Source organism: Streptomyces sp. NPDC051243, assembly GCF_044455405.1.
In the GTDB taxonomy this organism is placed as follows: Bacteria; Actinomycetota; Actinomycetes; order Streptomycetales; family Streptomycetaceae; genus Streptomyces.
Window position 1 is genome coordinate 425,888 of the sequence record NZ_JBITES010000004.1, and the last position, 13,471, is coordinate 439,358.

Annotated in this window: 10 protein-coding genes and 2 pseudogenes; 8 read left to right on the top strand and 4 right to left on the bottom strand. The window is 69.8% G+C overall.

The features are described 5' to 3' along the window. Positions 1–412 precede the first annotated feature (412 nt). The 3 genes and pseudogenes from ACIBAG_RS12545 to ACIBAG_RS12555 all read left to right on the top strand — a co-directional run bounded on the left by ACIBAG_RS12545 (position 413) and on the right by ACIBAG_RS12555 (position 2,097). Entirely contained in the window at positions 413–1,549 is a 1,137-nt protein-coding gene (locus ACIBAG_RS12545; RefSeq protein WP_399104023.1) for a PQQ-dependent sugar dehydrogenase, read from the top strand. A gap of 50 nt (positions 1,550–1,599) precedes the next feature. Then, a pseudogene (locus ACIBAG_RS12550) lies at positions 1,600–1,698 on the top strand (PhnA domain-containing protein); the annotation flags it as partial. Positions 1,699–1,785: 87 nt separating this feature from the next. After that, the gene (locus tag ACIBAG_RS12555; protein ID WP_399104025.1) at positions 1,786–2,097 is read left to right on the top strand and encodes an ArsR/SmtB family transcription factor; all 312 of its coding nucleotides are present in this window, start codon (positions 1,786–1,788) and stop codon (positions 2,095–2,097) included. A 101-nt stretch (positions 2,098–2,198) separates the two neighbouring features. On the opposite strand, the gene ACIBAG_RS12560 is transcribed toward ACIBAG_RS12555, so the two are convergent. Continuing rightward, positions 2,199–4,850, bottom strand: a complete 2,652-nt coding sequence (locus ACIBAG_RS12560; protein ID WP_399104027.1) for an RICIN domain-containing protein — start codon at positions 4,848–4,850, stop codon at positions 2,199–2,201. A 77-nt stretch (positions 4,851–4,927) separates the two neighbouring features. Between ACIBAG_RS12560 and ACIBAG_RS12565 the strand changes: the two genes are divergently transcribed. Both ACIBAG_RS12565 and ACIBAG_RS12570 read left to right on the top strand, forming a co-directional pair. After that, a complete protein-coding gene (locus ACIBAG_RS12565; RefSeq protein ID WP_399104029.1) occupies positions 4,928–5,398 on the top strand; it encodes a hypothetical protein in 471 nt (156 codons plus the stop codon). Positions 5,399–5,493: 95 nt separating this feature from the next. Then, positions 5,494–6,915, top strand: coding sequence for a non-reducing end alpha-L-arabinofuranosidase family hydrolase (locus ACIBAG_RS12570; RefSeq protein ID WP_399104031.1), 1,422 nt, complete (start codon positions 5,494–5,496; stop codon positions 6,913–6,915). Positions 6,916–6,998: 83 nt separating this feature from the next. Here ACIBAG_RS12570 and ACIBAG_RS12575 read toward each other — a convergent pair whose 3' ends face one another. Both ACIBAG_RS12575 and ACIBAG_RS12580 read right to left on the bottom strand, forming a co-directional pair. Further along, the gene (locus ACIBAG_RS12575; protein WP_399104033.1) at positions 6,999–7,895 is read right to left on the bottom strand and encodes an ester cyclase; all 897 of its coding nucleotides are present in this window, start codon (positions 7,893–7,895) and stop codon (positions 6,999–7,001) included. 179 nt (positions 7,896–8,074) lie between these two features. Continuing rightward, positions 8,075–8,633 (bottom strand): annotated as a pseudogene (locus ACIBAG_RS12580) (sensor histidine kinase); the annotation flags it as partial. Between the two features lie 1,438 nt (positions 8,634–10,071). Here ACIBAG_RS12580 and ACIBAG_RS12585 point away from each other — a divergent pair. From ACIBAG_RS12585 to ACIBAG_RS12595, 3 genes are all read left to right on the top strand, one after another. Then, a complete protein-coding gene (locus ACIBAG_RS12585; RefSeq protein ID WP_399104515.1) occupies positions 10,072–11,205 on the top strand; it encodes a GDSL-type esterase/lipase family protein in 1,134 nt (377 codons plus the stop codon). Positions 11,206–11,729: 524 nt separating this feature from the next. After that, positions 11,730–12,185: a hypothetical protein gene (locus ACIBAG_RS12590; RefSeq protein ID WP_399104035.1), complete on the top strand. Its 456-nt coding sequence runs from the start codon at positions 11,730–11,732 to the stop codon at positions 12,183–12,185. Further along, entirely contained in the window at positions 12,097–12,450 is a 354-nt protein-coding gene (locus ACIBAG_RS12595; protein ID WP_399104037.1) for a hypothetical protein, read from the top strand. Before ACIBAG_RS12590 ends, ACIBAG_RS12595 begins: the two co-directional genes overlap by 89 nt. Here the strand turns inward: ACIBAG_RS12595 and ACIBAG_RS12600 are convergent. Further along, positions 12,390–13,352, bottom strand: coding sequence for a LysR family transcriptional regulator (locus ACIBAG_RS12600; RefSeq protein ID WP_399104039.1), 963 nt, complete (start codon positions 13,350–13,352; stop codon positions 12,390–12,392). The two genes, ACIBAG_RS12595 and ACIBAG_RS12600, sit on opposite strands and share 61 nt — an antisense overlap. Positions 13,353–13,471: the final 119 nt, after the last annotated feature.

A 13,471-nucleotide genomic window follows, 5' to 3' on the forward strand; every position in this document is an offset into this window, starting at 1 on the left:
GGCGCCTGCGGGGTGGCGTCGTCGTGGACCTCTTCCGCGTGGTCGACGGAAAGATCATCGAGCACTGGGACGTCGTCGCCGACGGGCAGTGGCTCCCTGAGTTCACGCGGAGGGACTCCCTTAAAGCTGGACTAGACCACGAGAAGCCCCAGGTCGCTGACCTGGGGCTTCATCATGACCAGGCAGAGTGCCGGGGAACGGGGAGGCGGAGGGTGCGACGGAAAGCGGAGCGCAGGGTGGCGGAGTGTGGTCTATTTCAACAACCCCTGTCCCGGTAGCCTCATCTGTGGCCAGTAGCGCACCACCATCCCCCCACCCCCCAGGTTTGCGTGCCGGCGTGGACGACACCCACCTGTCTCTGCCCCTGGCAGCCGGGTGACCTCCCCCGTTCGCCGCCTCCAGGAGGATCACGGTGAAAGTTCGTACCAGAAGCTCGGCGATCATCGGCGCCCTCTGCCTCGTCGCTTCCCTCGCTTTGACCTCGGCGTCCGCCGACGAGTTCAGCGCCCCACGGCAGGCAGCGAAGGTCGTGCTCAAGAAAGTGGCCACGGCCCAGAATCCAACCGCCGGCGCCGCCGGTCCCGGTGGCACGGTCTGGATAGCCGAACGCGCGGGCAAGGTAAGGGTCTTGGACGATGCGGGGCTCGGCGAGCCCGTCCTCGACATATCCAGGGAGACCACCACCAACGGCGAACGCGGCCTGCTGGGCATCGCGTTCGACAACGAGTTCGCGCACTTCTACATCTCGTTCACGAACCTCGAAGGCACCAGCACCGTGGACGAGTTCGCGGTGCGGGACGGCAAGATCCAGCCGGACACCCGGCGCACCGTCCTCACCCAGACACAGCCCTACGCGAACCACAACGGCGGCGACATCACGTTCGGCCCCGACGGCTACCTCTACATCGCGTTCGGCGACGGCGGCTCGGGCGGCGACCCGCACGGCAACGGGCAGAACCTCGACACGCTGCTCGGCAAGCTGCTGCGGATCGACCCGAGCGGCGGCAAGCCGTACGCGATCCCGCCGGGCAACCCGTTCGTGGACGACCCGAACGCGAAGGACGAGATCTGGGCGTACGGGCTGCGCAATCCGTGGCGGTTCTCCTTCGACGCGGGCACGGGCGACCTGCTGATCGGGGACGTCGGCCAGAGCGCCTGGGAGGAGATCGACTGGGCCCCGGCAACCAGCAAGGGCGGCGAGAACTACGGCTGGTCCCGGATGGAGGGCAACCATCCCTTCCGGGGCGGCACGGAGCCCGCGAACCACGTACCGCCGATCCATGAGTACGACCGCAACGGGCCCGGCTGCTCGGTGACCGGCGGATACGTCTACCGAGGCGAGGCGATCCCGGACCTCAAGGGCCAGTACGTGTTCAGCGACTTCTGCGATGGCACCGTCCGTGCCCTGCAGTTGGAGAACGGCGAGGTGACCGGCGTGAGCAACCTCGGAGTCGACGGCGGCCAGGTCGTCTCGTTCGTGCAGGGAGGCAATGGCGAGCTGTACGTGCTCGACCTGGGCGGCAGCGTCTCCCGCATCGACCCGGCGTAACGACTTCCCATGGGAAGAAGCCGCCGAGCAGCGAGTAGCTCGCCGACGGTGACACCGTCACGGTCATCAAGACCCTGAAGGTCAAGGGCGGCCCGAGCGGAATCAAGGCGGGCACCAAGGTGCGCAACATCCGCCTGGCCGACGGCGTGGACGGCCACGACATGAGCGGGTGGGATGCGACGCGCCGAGCTCCGGCCGGTGGGGACGTGCCGTTGTGTCGGGGAGGGAACGGCACGATGAGCACGCCGCTGTACCAACTGAAGGCCGAGTTCTTCAAGACGCTCGGCCACCCGGCCCGGATCCGCGTCGTGGAGCTGCTGAGTGAGCGCGAGCACGCGGTCGCGGAGATGCTGCCCGACGTAGGCATCGAGCCCGCACACCTGTCCCAGCAGTTGGCCGTGTTGCGGCGGGCGAATCTGGTCAAGACCCGCCAGGAGGGGTCGAACGTGTACTACTCGCTGACCAGTCCGCAGGTCGCATTGCAGGCCGAGCTGCTGGCCGACCTTCAGGCCGCGCAGGGTGAGGGTGAGGGAGAGCCGTCGTCGTAGCGACCCGGTTGAAGTGACGCGCCCCACGCCTCCGCAGGGTCCCTCCGCCCCAGTGCGGGGCCGTCGGCCGTTGTGGCCGCGGCCCCGCTCGGGTGTGTGGGTCAGGACGGGTCGCCGTACTGGAGGCCGCGTCCGTTGGTGCCGACGTAGACGCGGCCGTAGGTGTCGGGGTCGCCGGTGATGACGCCGACGCCGCCGATGCTGCCCCACTGGTGGGCGTCGTCGTTGACGCGGATCCAGGTGGCGCCCTTGTCGGTGGAGCGGAAGACTCCGGTGACGTCCTTGACGGTGCCGATCAGGTACAGGGCCTGGTAGCCGGTGCCCGGCTTGGCCTTGCCGAAGCCGAGGGCGGAGGCGGACTGCACCGTGCTGAGCGTGGTGAAGGTGCGGCCGCCGTCGGTGGAGTGCAGCAGCCCCTTGCCACCGCCGGCGATCCACAGGTCTCCGGCGATGCCGGGGACGGCCGTGAGGCGGCCGGAGGGCAGGTTGCCGGCTCGGGCGCTGAAGGTCGCGCCGCCGTCGGTGCTGGCGTAGAGCGTGCCGCCGGACAGGGAGTAGAAGGTCTGGGCCGAGGAGCGGTCGGCGACGACCACCGCGTCGGTGCCCAGGCCGCCGACCCTCGACCAGCTCGCGCCCTTGTCGGTCGAGCGGTACGGGGCCTGGCCGGCCTGGGTCCAGACGATGGCGGAGCCGTCCGCCGCGAGCGCGATGTGGCCGTCCTGGGCGCTGCCCACCGGCTCAGCCTTGAAGCCCGTCCAGGTGCTGCCGCCGTCGGTGGAGTAGGCCCCGTCCTGCGCGCCGCCACGGCCGACCCGGACCATCATCGAGGGCTTGGACTGGGCGAAATCGATGTCGGTGCTGTTGGCCATCATCGGGTTGCTCAGCCGCCCGGAGGGCACCTCGGTCAGGGAGTCGTGGCGGAAACCGCCCTGGTCGCCCATGGAGGTGATGACGGTGGCGCCGCCGGGCGGGGCGATCGCGTCCATCAGCGCGGTCTCCTCCAGCCCTCGGGCGCCCATGCTCCAGTGGCTGGTGCCGCCGCTGTCGGAGGCGCCTGCGTCCTTGCTGCGCAGGATGCCGTTGCCGGTGCCGTACAGCACGTGCCCGGAGTCGAAGGGATCGATGGCCAGGGCGGTCATCCAGTGCCCGGTGTGGGTGCCGACGTAAGGCGCGGCGGAGGCGTTGCGCACCGACTTGTCGGCCAGTGCCTTCCAGGTCGTGCCGCCGTCGGTGGTCCGGTAGATCTCGTCCTCGGGCCACCAGCGGTCGAGGGTGGTGACCATCACCGTGGAGGGCTTGCGCGGGTCGACGGCCAGACCGGAGAACCCGTAAGAGCCCTGGGAGGGGGAGATGTTCTTCCACGCCCCGCGGTCCGGCGTGTACTTCCACACCGAGCCCGCCGTCACGTCGTTGGGCCCGAGGTTGTTGGTGTACGTCAGGTACAGCGAGCCGTCACCGGAGAGCACGCCGTGCTGCGGCAGCTGGCCGGTGGGCTGCCCGGAGACGGCCTGCCAGGTGCTGCCGCCGTCGGTGGAGCGGTACAGGGAGGTGGACCTGTCGTTGACGCCGACGTAGATCGTCTTGCTGCCGGCCGGGCCGTACGTCACGAAGGAGATGCCCGCGCCGCTGCTCGCCCCGTCCTTGACGGGGAACGAGGAGACCTGACGCCATGTCACGCCGTGGTCGGTGCTGCGCCACAGGCCGTTCTTGCGGGTGCCCAGCAGCAGGGTGCCGTTGTCGGCGGGGTCGACCACCAGCCGTTCGCCCGCCCCGCGGCCGGCCTCGTTGGCGCCCAGCTTGAAGGGCAGATCGGTGCGCTGGAAGGTGCGGCCCCGGTCGGTGGAGCGCAGGATCGCGCCGTTGCCCGCCCACTCGTTGGTGTAGGTGCCGGCCCCGAGGTAGAGCCGGTTGGGGTCGACGGGGTCGGTGGCCAGCGAGTCGATGCCCAGCAGGTTCCAGTCCTTCTCACCGAGCCAGTCGGTCAGCGGGATCCACTGCTCGGCCGCGCTGTCCCAGCGGTAGGCGCCGCCCATGTCGGTACGCGCGTAAAGCAGCCCCTTCTCTTTCTGGTTGAACACCAGCCCGGTGACGTAACCGCCGCCCACCACCTGGGCGTTCTTCCACCGGTACGGTCCGGCCGCGGCCGTGGTCTGCGCACTGTCGCTACCGGCCGCCGGGGCCTCTGCCATCTTCACCAGCTTCCACTGCTGGTTGGTGCCGCCGTGGCCGGGATACTGGATGACCGCCGCGCCCTCGGCCGTGGAGCCTCCGGAGACGTCCAGGGCCTGGCCGCTCTTGCGCGAGGTGAGGGTGACGGCGTCGGAACCGCCCACATCATCGATCCGCCACTCCTGCGAGGTGGCGGAACTGTCGGTCTGCTGCTCGGCGGAGGCCCCCTGGGCGGTCGAATTGCCCGCTATGCCCAGCACTTTGCCGCTGTTTCGGTTCACCAGCTCGTAGTAGCCGTCGCCCTTGGACTTCAGCTTCCACTGCTGGTTGGCGGTGTTCTGGTCGGTCCACTGCTGGATACGGGTGCCGTCGGCGGTGGAGAAGCCGTTGACGTCCAGCACCTTGCCGCTGCGCACGGAGACCAGCCGGTAGTAGGCGTCGCCGTCGACCGTCGCGGCCTGCGAGTCCTCCTGCGCGAACAGGAGATACGGCACGACCGCGGCGGGCACGCCGAGCAGCACAGCGGTGGCGGTCCAGCGACGGCGGTGACGCCCGCGGCGCCCGCCGTTCGTGGGGTTGTTCATGGGGAGGCGTTCTCCTTGCCTGCCGTTCACCAGAGGAAAAGCGAATCCGGGCACCGGAACTGGCCGGATCCGCTTCCTTGTCGCCACAGGCTCCGCGCAGGTTGCCGCGCGCCGGGAACTTTTTTCAGGGCACCTCCTCCGATCTGCGTCATCCCGGCCGCCGCCAGGCCCGGACCGGCCTTGCGGAAAGAACCTGCCGTGCCTTCCGGCGGTGGGCCTGGCGCTGGGGGGCGTGGCGGTCCGGCGAGGGCGCCGGCTACACCGCCTCCGTCCTGCTGGGCACCCTGCTGTGGGATGTGATCGGGCAGCGGCGCCTGGTGCCGTGGTGGAGCTGGATCGGGCTGATCACCCTGTACGGCACGGTCTTCGTCGTTCCCCATGACGCGACCCGCGGCCTGATCCGCCTGGCCTTCGTCGCCGTCTCCATCGCATGCGTCCTGTTCGGCCCGGTACGAGACCGACGCCGCCGGCGCTCTCCGTCCCGTGGCGGGCGGGTGAGCGGGGACCCTGCGAATGTTGCGGGGCGCGAATCGTGTGAGAAGTATTGACGCCGTTCGCCGGGTCTCTCATCATCCACTCTGCTCGATATGTCGACTCCAGTTCGAAATATCGAACGTACTACTTCTCAAGGATGAGAGGTCCCATGCGCGGACGTAGTTTCATCCGCAGACGGCTGTCTGCGGCGTTTGCAGTCCCGGTTGCGGTTCTGGCCTCGTTGTCGGCGATGCTCGTCGCCAACCCGGCTCAGGCTGCCACCACCGGCGCCGTGCGCGGCGTCGCTTCCGGCCGGTGTCTCGATGTGTCGGGCGCGAGCCAGACCGACGGCGCGAACGTGCAGATCTGGGACTGCCATGGCGGGACCAACCAGCAGTGGACGCTGACGGACAGCAATCAGCTGACCGTGTTCGGCAACAAGTGCCTGGACGTTCCGGGCCACGCCACCACGGCCGGTACCCGGCCGGTGATCTGGTCCTGCAACGGCGGTACGAACCAGCAGTGGCGGGTGAACTCCGACGGCACGATCGTCGCCGTGGAGTCCGGGCTGTGCCTGGACGTGTCGGGCGCCGGTACGGCGAACGGTACGGCGGTGCAGCTGTGGAACTGCACCGGCGGCAACAACCAGAAGTGGACCGGCCTGTCCGGGACGTCGCCCACGTGTTCCCTTCCGTCGACGTACCGGTGGACCTCGACGGGTCCGCTGGCGCAGCCGGCCAACGGGTGGCTGTCGCTGAAGGACTTCACCACCGTGACGTACAACGGCAAGCACCTGGTCTACGGGACGTACTCCGACGGCAACTGGCACTCGATGGGCTTCGCTCCCTTCACGAACTGGTCGGACATGGGGTCGGCCGGACAGACCGCCATGAGCCAGTCCGCGGTGGCGCCCAAGCTGTTCTACTTCGCGCCCAAGAAGATCTGGGTGCTGGCCTCCAACGGGTGGGGCACCCAATGGCCCTTCGTCTACCGCACCTCCAGCGACCCGACCAACCCCAACAGCTGGTCCGCGCCGCAGCCGCTGTTCACCGGCAGCCTCCCCACCGGCGGCCCGATCGACCCGACCCTGATCGCCGACGACCAGAACATGTACCTGTTCTTCGCCAATGACAACGGCGGCATCTTCAGGTCGACCATGCCGATCGGGAACTTCCCCGCCAGCTTCGGCTCGTCGTACACCACGGTCATGACCGACACGGCGAAGAACCTGTTCGAGGCGCCGGAGGTCTACAAGGTCCAGGGCCAGAACCAGTACCTCATGATCGTCGAGGCTCGCGGTGTGAATGAGGACCGCTTCTTCCGCTCGTTCACGGCCTCCAGCCTGAACGGTCCGTGGACCCCGCAGGCCGCCACCGAGTCCAACCCCTTCGCGGGCAAGGCCAACAGCGGCGCCACCTGGACCAACAGCATCAGCCACGGCGACCTGGTCCGCACCAACCCCGACCAGACCATGACCATCGACCCCTGCAACCTGGAGTTCCTCTACCAGGGCCTGCCCACCAACACACCGGCGAACACTCCCTACGAGAGACTGCCGTACCGGCCGGGGCTGCTCACCCTGCAGCGCTGACCCGTAGCCGACCCGTAAAGGAACCCCAGCCGCACGGCGGCTGGGGTTCCGTCGGCGCTTGCCGTTCAGCCCCGCGGACCGGGCTACTGCCCGTCGGCGACGACGTCCCAGTGCTCGATGATCTTTCCGTCGACCACGCGGAAGAGGTCCACGACGACGTAGTCGGAGCTGAAGACCCACACCAGGTCCCCGTCGGCGAGGGTGTTGCCGAACCGGGTCCCGCCGCCTGCGGCACCGCTGGGCGAGGGGGAGCTCCGCGTGTTCTGCTGGAAGAACCGCTTCAGCGGAGCCGTTCCGCTCGCGGCCGCCGGGTTGTGCTGGTAGTACCGAGGATCCCAGCTCTTGTCGATCACGCTCGCGTCTCCGTCGGAGAGCTTGCGATACGCGTCGACCGCGAACTTCCGGTTCTTCTCCTCCTGTTCCTCGGACAGGGTCGGTTCCCCGTTCGGGTACCGGTACACATCGCTGAACAGCGAGTTCCCGCTGGCCGTCTTCGCCGGCACGGTCTGCGTGATGCCCCAGTGCTCGACCAGCTTGCCGTTGTCGACCCGGAACAGGTCGGCCTTGGCCTGGCCGGTCGCCTCGTTCTTCGGGGTGGCCGAGGCGTGCCAGTGCACGGCCACCAGGTCACCGTCGGCGGCCACGTGCTTGACGGTCGCCACCGCGCCGGGAATCTTCGCCTTGACGTCCTTGAACTGCTTGATCTGCCCGTCGGCTCCGCCGGGCACCGACTTGTCGTGCTGCATGTAGTCGGTCGCGACGAGTTCCTTCACCACGTCGGTCTTGTCCTTGTTGAACGCCTCCGAGTACAGGCGCAGAACGAGCGCCTTGTTCCGCTCCTCGGAGGCCGACGACGAGCGGGCCGCGGCGGACGTCGTCGACGGGGCGGCCGGCTCGGTGCCGGACGTGCTGCTGCAGGCGGTCGCGAAGCAGGCCACGGCCACGGCAGCAAGCCAGGGCGGGGTCTTCCGGTAACTCACTCGAGTCTCCTGTGTACGGTCCTGTGGGGGAGTTCCACCAGGCGCGGTTGGACAGGGCCCCTCCCGCACGGCCATCCCATCGCGTCAGCCGCAGACATCCACTCCGCCGACCAGTGGGGCCACCCCCGCCGACTGGCGGGATTCGGCCCATCCGAAAGGTGCACCCCGCCTCCGGCGGATCAGTCCGCCGGCAGCCGCAGCTCCGTCTCCGCGCCCCCCGGACGGTTGCGGAAGGTCAGGCGGCGCCGAGCAGACGGGCCTGGCCGTCGCGATGGTCAGGCCGAGGCCGGTGCCGCCGGTCCGGGAGCCTGTGCGGAAGCGCTGAGGGCCGGAGGTGTGCAGCACGGCGAGCAGATCGGCCGGGAAACCGGGGCCGTGGCCGCGGACCCGGACCACTGGGCCGTCGACCTCCACCTCGACGGGCGGGGCGCCGTGCCGCAGGGCGTCGGCGGCCAGGTTGGCCAGGATGCGTTCGACGCGGCGCGGGTCGGTGGCCACGACTGCGTCCGCCGCGACCGTCACCTGCACGCCCTCGAGCCCGGCGACCGCACGCCGGGCCATCGCGCTCACCTCGCGTTCCTCGGTCTCCACCGCCGCCACCTGGGAGTCCAGGCGGGCCACTTCCAGCACGTCCTCCACCAGCCCGCGCAGCTTCTGCACGCTGCCCGCCACGAGTTCGGACGCCCGGCCGGGCGGCAGCAGGCCGACCGCTGTGGACATGCCCGCGACCGGCGTGCGCCTTGACCACGTCGGCCAGGCGCAGCGCCCGGGTCCAGGCCGCCTCCACCGGGGTCGACGCGAGCTGGACGTTCCACTCGAAGGCGCCGTCCAGTGGGCGGCCGACCGAACTGCCGCTCTCCACGGTGCGCTTCGCACCGAAGACGGGCCTGGACAGCCGGGTCGAGGTCGGCCGTACGGTCACCTGCCCGGTCACCGTCGAGGGCGCGGCTAGGTCCTGTCGTTTGGATCAGGCCGGCTGTGAGGTGCGGCGCCCTTCAGCCGACCCGAGCCGGGGGCGATGGGGGTGCCCCCGCGTGAGCCGGGAGAAGCCGGTTCGAGCGTGGGGGAGCGTGCAGTTACAAGGCGGAGGAGGCTGTGACATCAGCCGCTACCGCGGCGGGCGACGCGATGGGGGATTCGGCGAGTGACGACAACGCGGCTGGGGGTACCCCCTGCTCGAAGAGCTCGGGGGAGGGCGTGCCAGGGCCCGCGACGCCGGGATGATCCAAACGACAGGGCCCAGGGGCCGCAACCTCAAGTCGCGGACGGTGTACGGCATCGACGCGTACGACCCGATCGCGCGACTCTGCGGCGCAGGCGTGCTCGATCTCCTCGGCATGACGTTGGGCCGGCTGGATGGAGCTCCGGCGCGGTGCGGCTGCGGCCGGCCGTGGTCGGTCTCGCGCTGATCGCGTTCGGATACGCCGTCTCGTGGCCGGCGCTCCGGCTGACCGGCGGTGCTCAGAACATCATGGCCGGGATGCCTGCCAAAAAGGACTCCGGTGCCCAGAAGAACCCCGGCATGCCATCGGGATCCTTCGACACGCCCGCAGGCCGGGCGCCAGGCGTATCGCGTCAGTGCTGTCCAATTCCGCCGAATGTTTGGCCCGGATTAACCTCCAGCGTCTGCGTTCTGAGATCGGGGTCATTCGACCCGCCGAACACGAAGTCCGATGCCATTCGACCCGTCGAACAAAAGAGTCGACTACTACGCTCAAACGCCAGCTCCGACCGACAGTTGGACCTCAGCCCGTGCAGGTAACGGCCCTACACACAAGGGCTATTCAGCACCCAGTCGATCACTCAGCGAATGGCTACCAACGGGTCCCGTCACCAATTCCCGGCCGACCGAGCCTTTCTGACGGTTACACGTGTCGTCGTGGCCATGGATTTGTCAGCGCCCCATATTCAAGGCGGTTTTCGGCCTGCTAGATTGACGCGCGCGCCTCAGAGACGAAGCCGGGCAGACCCGGCAGTCTCGCGGAGGCGAAGACCCCCTGTGCCTTCACCAAGGCCGTCTTCGGGTGCCCGGAAACCGCTGCGGACGAGATTCGCTGCGTACCACCACGTCTCACGCCAGAGCTTTTCGGCATCCAACCCCCCTCAACCCACTGGAAAGCGCACGTAAGTGATGAGATCCCTTCAGCGTTTCGGCCCCCCGCTGGCCATCTCCGCCATGGCGATCGTGCTGAGCACGCCCGGGCCGGCCGCCGCCGACGAGGCGACCGACGGCAAGGACACCACGTACTACATCTCGCTCGGCGACTCCCTGACCACCGGCTACCAGCCGGACGTCGACAAGGACACCGACGTCGCCTACACCGACCAGCTCTACGCGCAGCTCAAGCAGCGCACGCCCGGACTGAAGCACATACGCCTCGGCTGCACGGCTGAGACCACCGAGTCTCTGATCAACGGCGGCAAGTGCGACTACCCCAACGCCAAGTCCCAACTGGACGCCGCCCTGCAGGCCATGGCCCAGCACAAGGGCAAGGTGGCCTACGTGACCCTCAGCGTGGGCGCGAACGACATCCTCCTCAACTGCGTCAGCCGCCCGGCCGGCACCCTCGACGGCGCGTGCCTGAACAGCAAGAGCCAGACCATGGCGAAGAACCTCGCCCAGATCGCGGGCGCGCTGCGCCAAGCGGGCACGGACAGCACCCAGTTCGTGGGCTCCGACTACCACAACCCGTTCCTGGCGGCCTGGTTGCAGGGCGCCGCGGGGCAGCAGGCCGCCAAGGAGTCGGCACCCCTGGTCAAGGCCGCCAACGCGGGGATCGCCCAGGTGTACAAGTCCACCGGCTTCAAGGTGGCCGATGTGGCCGGGGCCTTCTCCTCGGACGACTTCACCACCCAGGTGAACGTGCCCGGCGCGGGTGAGGTGCCGGCGAACGTGGCCAAGATCTGCCAGCTGACGTGGGCGTGCACGATGCAGGACCCGCACCCCAACGCCGACGGCCACAAGGTGATCGCGGGCGTCTTCGCGGCGCAGCTCACCGAGAACGACGCACCCGGTGCGGGCGGGTCCCCGACCCCCACCGAGTCGGCCACGCCCGGTGCGGGCGAGTCGCCGACCCCCACCGAGTCGGCCACGCCCGGTGCGGGCGAGTCCCCGACGCCCAGCGAGCCGGCCACGTCCGAGCCTGGCACGGACACGGGGTCGAACGACCCGAAGCCGAACGGTGATCTCGCCGAGACGGGCGCGTCGAGCAGTACTCCCGTCCTCGCGGGTGCCGGTCTCGCGGTCGTGGCGGTCGGCACCGCCGCGGTCTACTTCGCGCGCAGGCGCCGTACGGGCGAAGAGAGCTGACGGACGGTCAGTAGATCGTGCTTTGGCGGCAGGCTCTCCCGTGCCGCCCTGCCCGCGGCTGCCGCTGTCCTGTGCGGTCTGCTGGCCTCCCGCTCCACCGGCAGCGCATCGTCGGCCGCTGCCGGTGCTTCCCCGACCAGTGCCGGTCGGATGGCCGTCTCGCCCGACCCCACCGACACTCCTGGGGTGTCGGCGCACTATCGGGGGCGGCCGGAGGAGGGCATCCGCCGCTATGAGGAGGCCCTGGCCGCCATGACGGCGCTGGGTGACGAGCGTGAGGCGGCCTCCTGGCTGCTGGCGCTGGCCGGTGGCCTGGCGTATGCCGGGGACGCTCGTGCGGCACAGACCGGCGGACGGTTCGCCGCCGCCGCGGAGGCGAGCGGGGAGCGGTGGGGTCGCGCTCAGGTGCTGATGGCGTTGGGCCATGACGCCTGGGCCCGCGGTGACCGGGACAGGACGAGTCCCTGGTCCGGTCCGCGCTGGACAGCATGCGTGGCTTCAGCGACCACGCGATGGTCGGGAGGATGGTGGAACTGCTGGCCTGGGCCGGCGCCGACGGCGGCGCTCACGCGCGGGCCGCCCGGCTGCTCGGCGTGGCGGATGCCCTGTGGCACGACGCCGGCAGCTCGATCTGCGCGTTCGGACCGCAGCTGGCCGAACAGCACGCGCGCTGCGAGCAAGCCGCGATCGGTGCGCTGGGCGAGGCGACGTACAGGAAGGCGTTCGCCGAAGGCGGCAAGCACCACACTCCCGGCCGGGCCGTCGACTTCGCGCTGGCCGGCGATTCCGCCGCCGACCCCGGTTCCGACGCCGACACCCCATACGACGGTGGCACCGATTGCGACGGTGGCATCGAGGTCGACGGTGGCATCGGTGTCGGCGGTGATATCGATGTCAGGGAGCCCGCACCGGACGTCGTTTGGATCATCCCGGCGTCGCGGGGTCCGGCTGAAGGGCGCCGCACCTCACAGCCGGCCTGATCCGAACGACAGGGCCTGGCGCGAGGGGGTTGCGTCAGCACGACTTGCTGCGCCGGCAGGTGCGGGGTTCGGCGCGATGTGGGACCGCCACGAGGTACGGGTGCGGCGCGGCGAACCCAAGTACTTCCGGCGCCCTGAGGTCGGCGACCTGACGCTGGTCATCGAGGTCATGCGATTCGCCGACGACGGCCGGCGGATGACGGTCTACCAGGCCGAGCCCGGCAGCGCCGACGAGGCGGCGCTCGGGAAGCTCGCCGCGCGCTGACCGGGTCCACCGATGCCGCCGTCATCGGATGACCGGCCGCCCGAGCGAGCCAACAACCCCGCCCAAGGGCTGTCGCCGAGAGTGACCAGGACGAACCGGCGGCGCGGCGGGTCGGACACGAACGGCCGCCATGCCATCCCCGCGTCCGCTGTGAAGCTGTTCCGGCTTCGCAGGCCCACCAGGTTCTCGCTGGTGCGCAGGTGGCGGCAGTACAGCGCCTGGCTGTGCGCGTCGACGATCCTCAACTGCGGCGTCCAGCCGTGGCCGGCGAGGTGGGCCAGGACGTCCTCGGCGAAGCGGCGGTTGCGCTCGGCCGGGAACCACAGGAGCTCCTGGTCCGCCAGGTCGGCCCAGGACAGGGCGGTGTGCTCGGCCAGCGGGTGGTCGGGGCGCAGCACCACGCCGTGCGGTTCGTCGTCCAGGGTCAGCTCGGCCAGGCCGTCGATGGGGTGGAAGACGCGCATCACCCCGAAGGCCAGGGCGCCGGTCCGCAACAGGTCGAGCTGCCGTTGGGAGTCGGCCTCGTCGAACTCGACGGTCAGGGAGCCGTCGTCGGCGAGGATCCGCTCGACGCGGGCCAGCAGGTGCTCCGGAACCGTTCGGCAGACCCCCACCCGGACCGGGCGGCGCGCGTCGCGCGCCTGGGCCAGCGACGCCTCGATCTCGGCGAGGGCGCGGATGGCGGTCGCGTACAGGATCCGGCCGCCCTCGGTCAGCTCCATCCCCTTGGGCCTGCGGTGGAACAGCGGGGCGCCGACGCGGCGTTCCAGGGCGCTGATCTGCTGGCTCAGGCTGGGCTGTGCGATCCGCAGCACGCGCGCCGCCTCGGTCATCGTGCCTTCCTCGGCGACGGTGACGAAGTAGCGGAGATGGCGAAGTTCGACGCCCCGGTGGTCGTGCACGGCCGCTCCTTCCTCTCGCGATAGGCCCGAGCCTATGGCTTGCTTCCGCACGGCTATTGGCATGAGTCGGATCTCGTGGGTTTTCCTGAGGAGGCCGTCCACGGCCTCGTCGGTCCGGT

Excerpts from the sequence above, each read along its gene's own strand:
- ACIBAG_RS12560 (WP_399104027.1), bottom strand. The coding sequence starts at position 4,850 with ATGAACAACCCCACGAACGGCGGGCGCCGCGGGCGTCACCGCCGTCGC.
- ACIBAG_RS12590 (WP_399104035.1), top strand. The coding sequence starts at position 11,730 with ATGGTGGAACTGCTGGCCTGGGCCGGCGCCGACGGCGGCGCTCACGCG.
- ACIBAG_RS12555 (WP_399104025.1), top strand. The coding sequence starts at position 1,786 with ATGAGCACGCCGCTGTACCAACTGAAGGCCGAGTTCTTCAAGACGCTC.
- ACIBAG_RS12585 (WP_399104515.1), top strand. The coding sequence starts at position 10,072 with ATGGCGATCGTGCTGAGCACGCCCGGGCCGGCCGCCGCCGACGAGGCG.
- ACIBAG_RS12570 (WP_399104031.1), top strand. The coding sequence starts at position 5,494 with ATGCGCGGACGTAGTTTCATCCGCAGACGGCTGTCTGCGGCGTTTGCA.
- ACIBAG_RS12595 (WP_399104037.1), top strand. The coding sequence starts at position 12,097 with ATGTCAGGGAGCCCGCACCGGACGTCGTTTGGATCATCCCGGCGTCGC.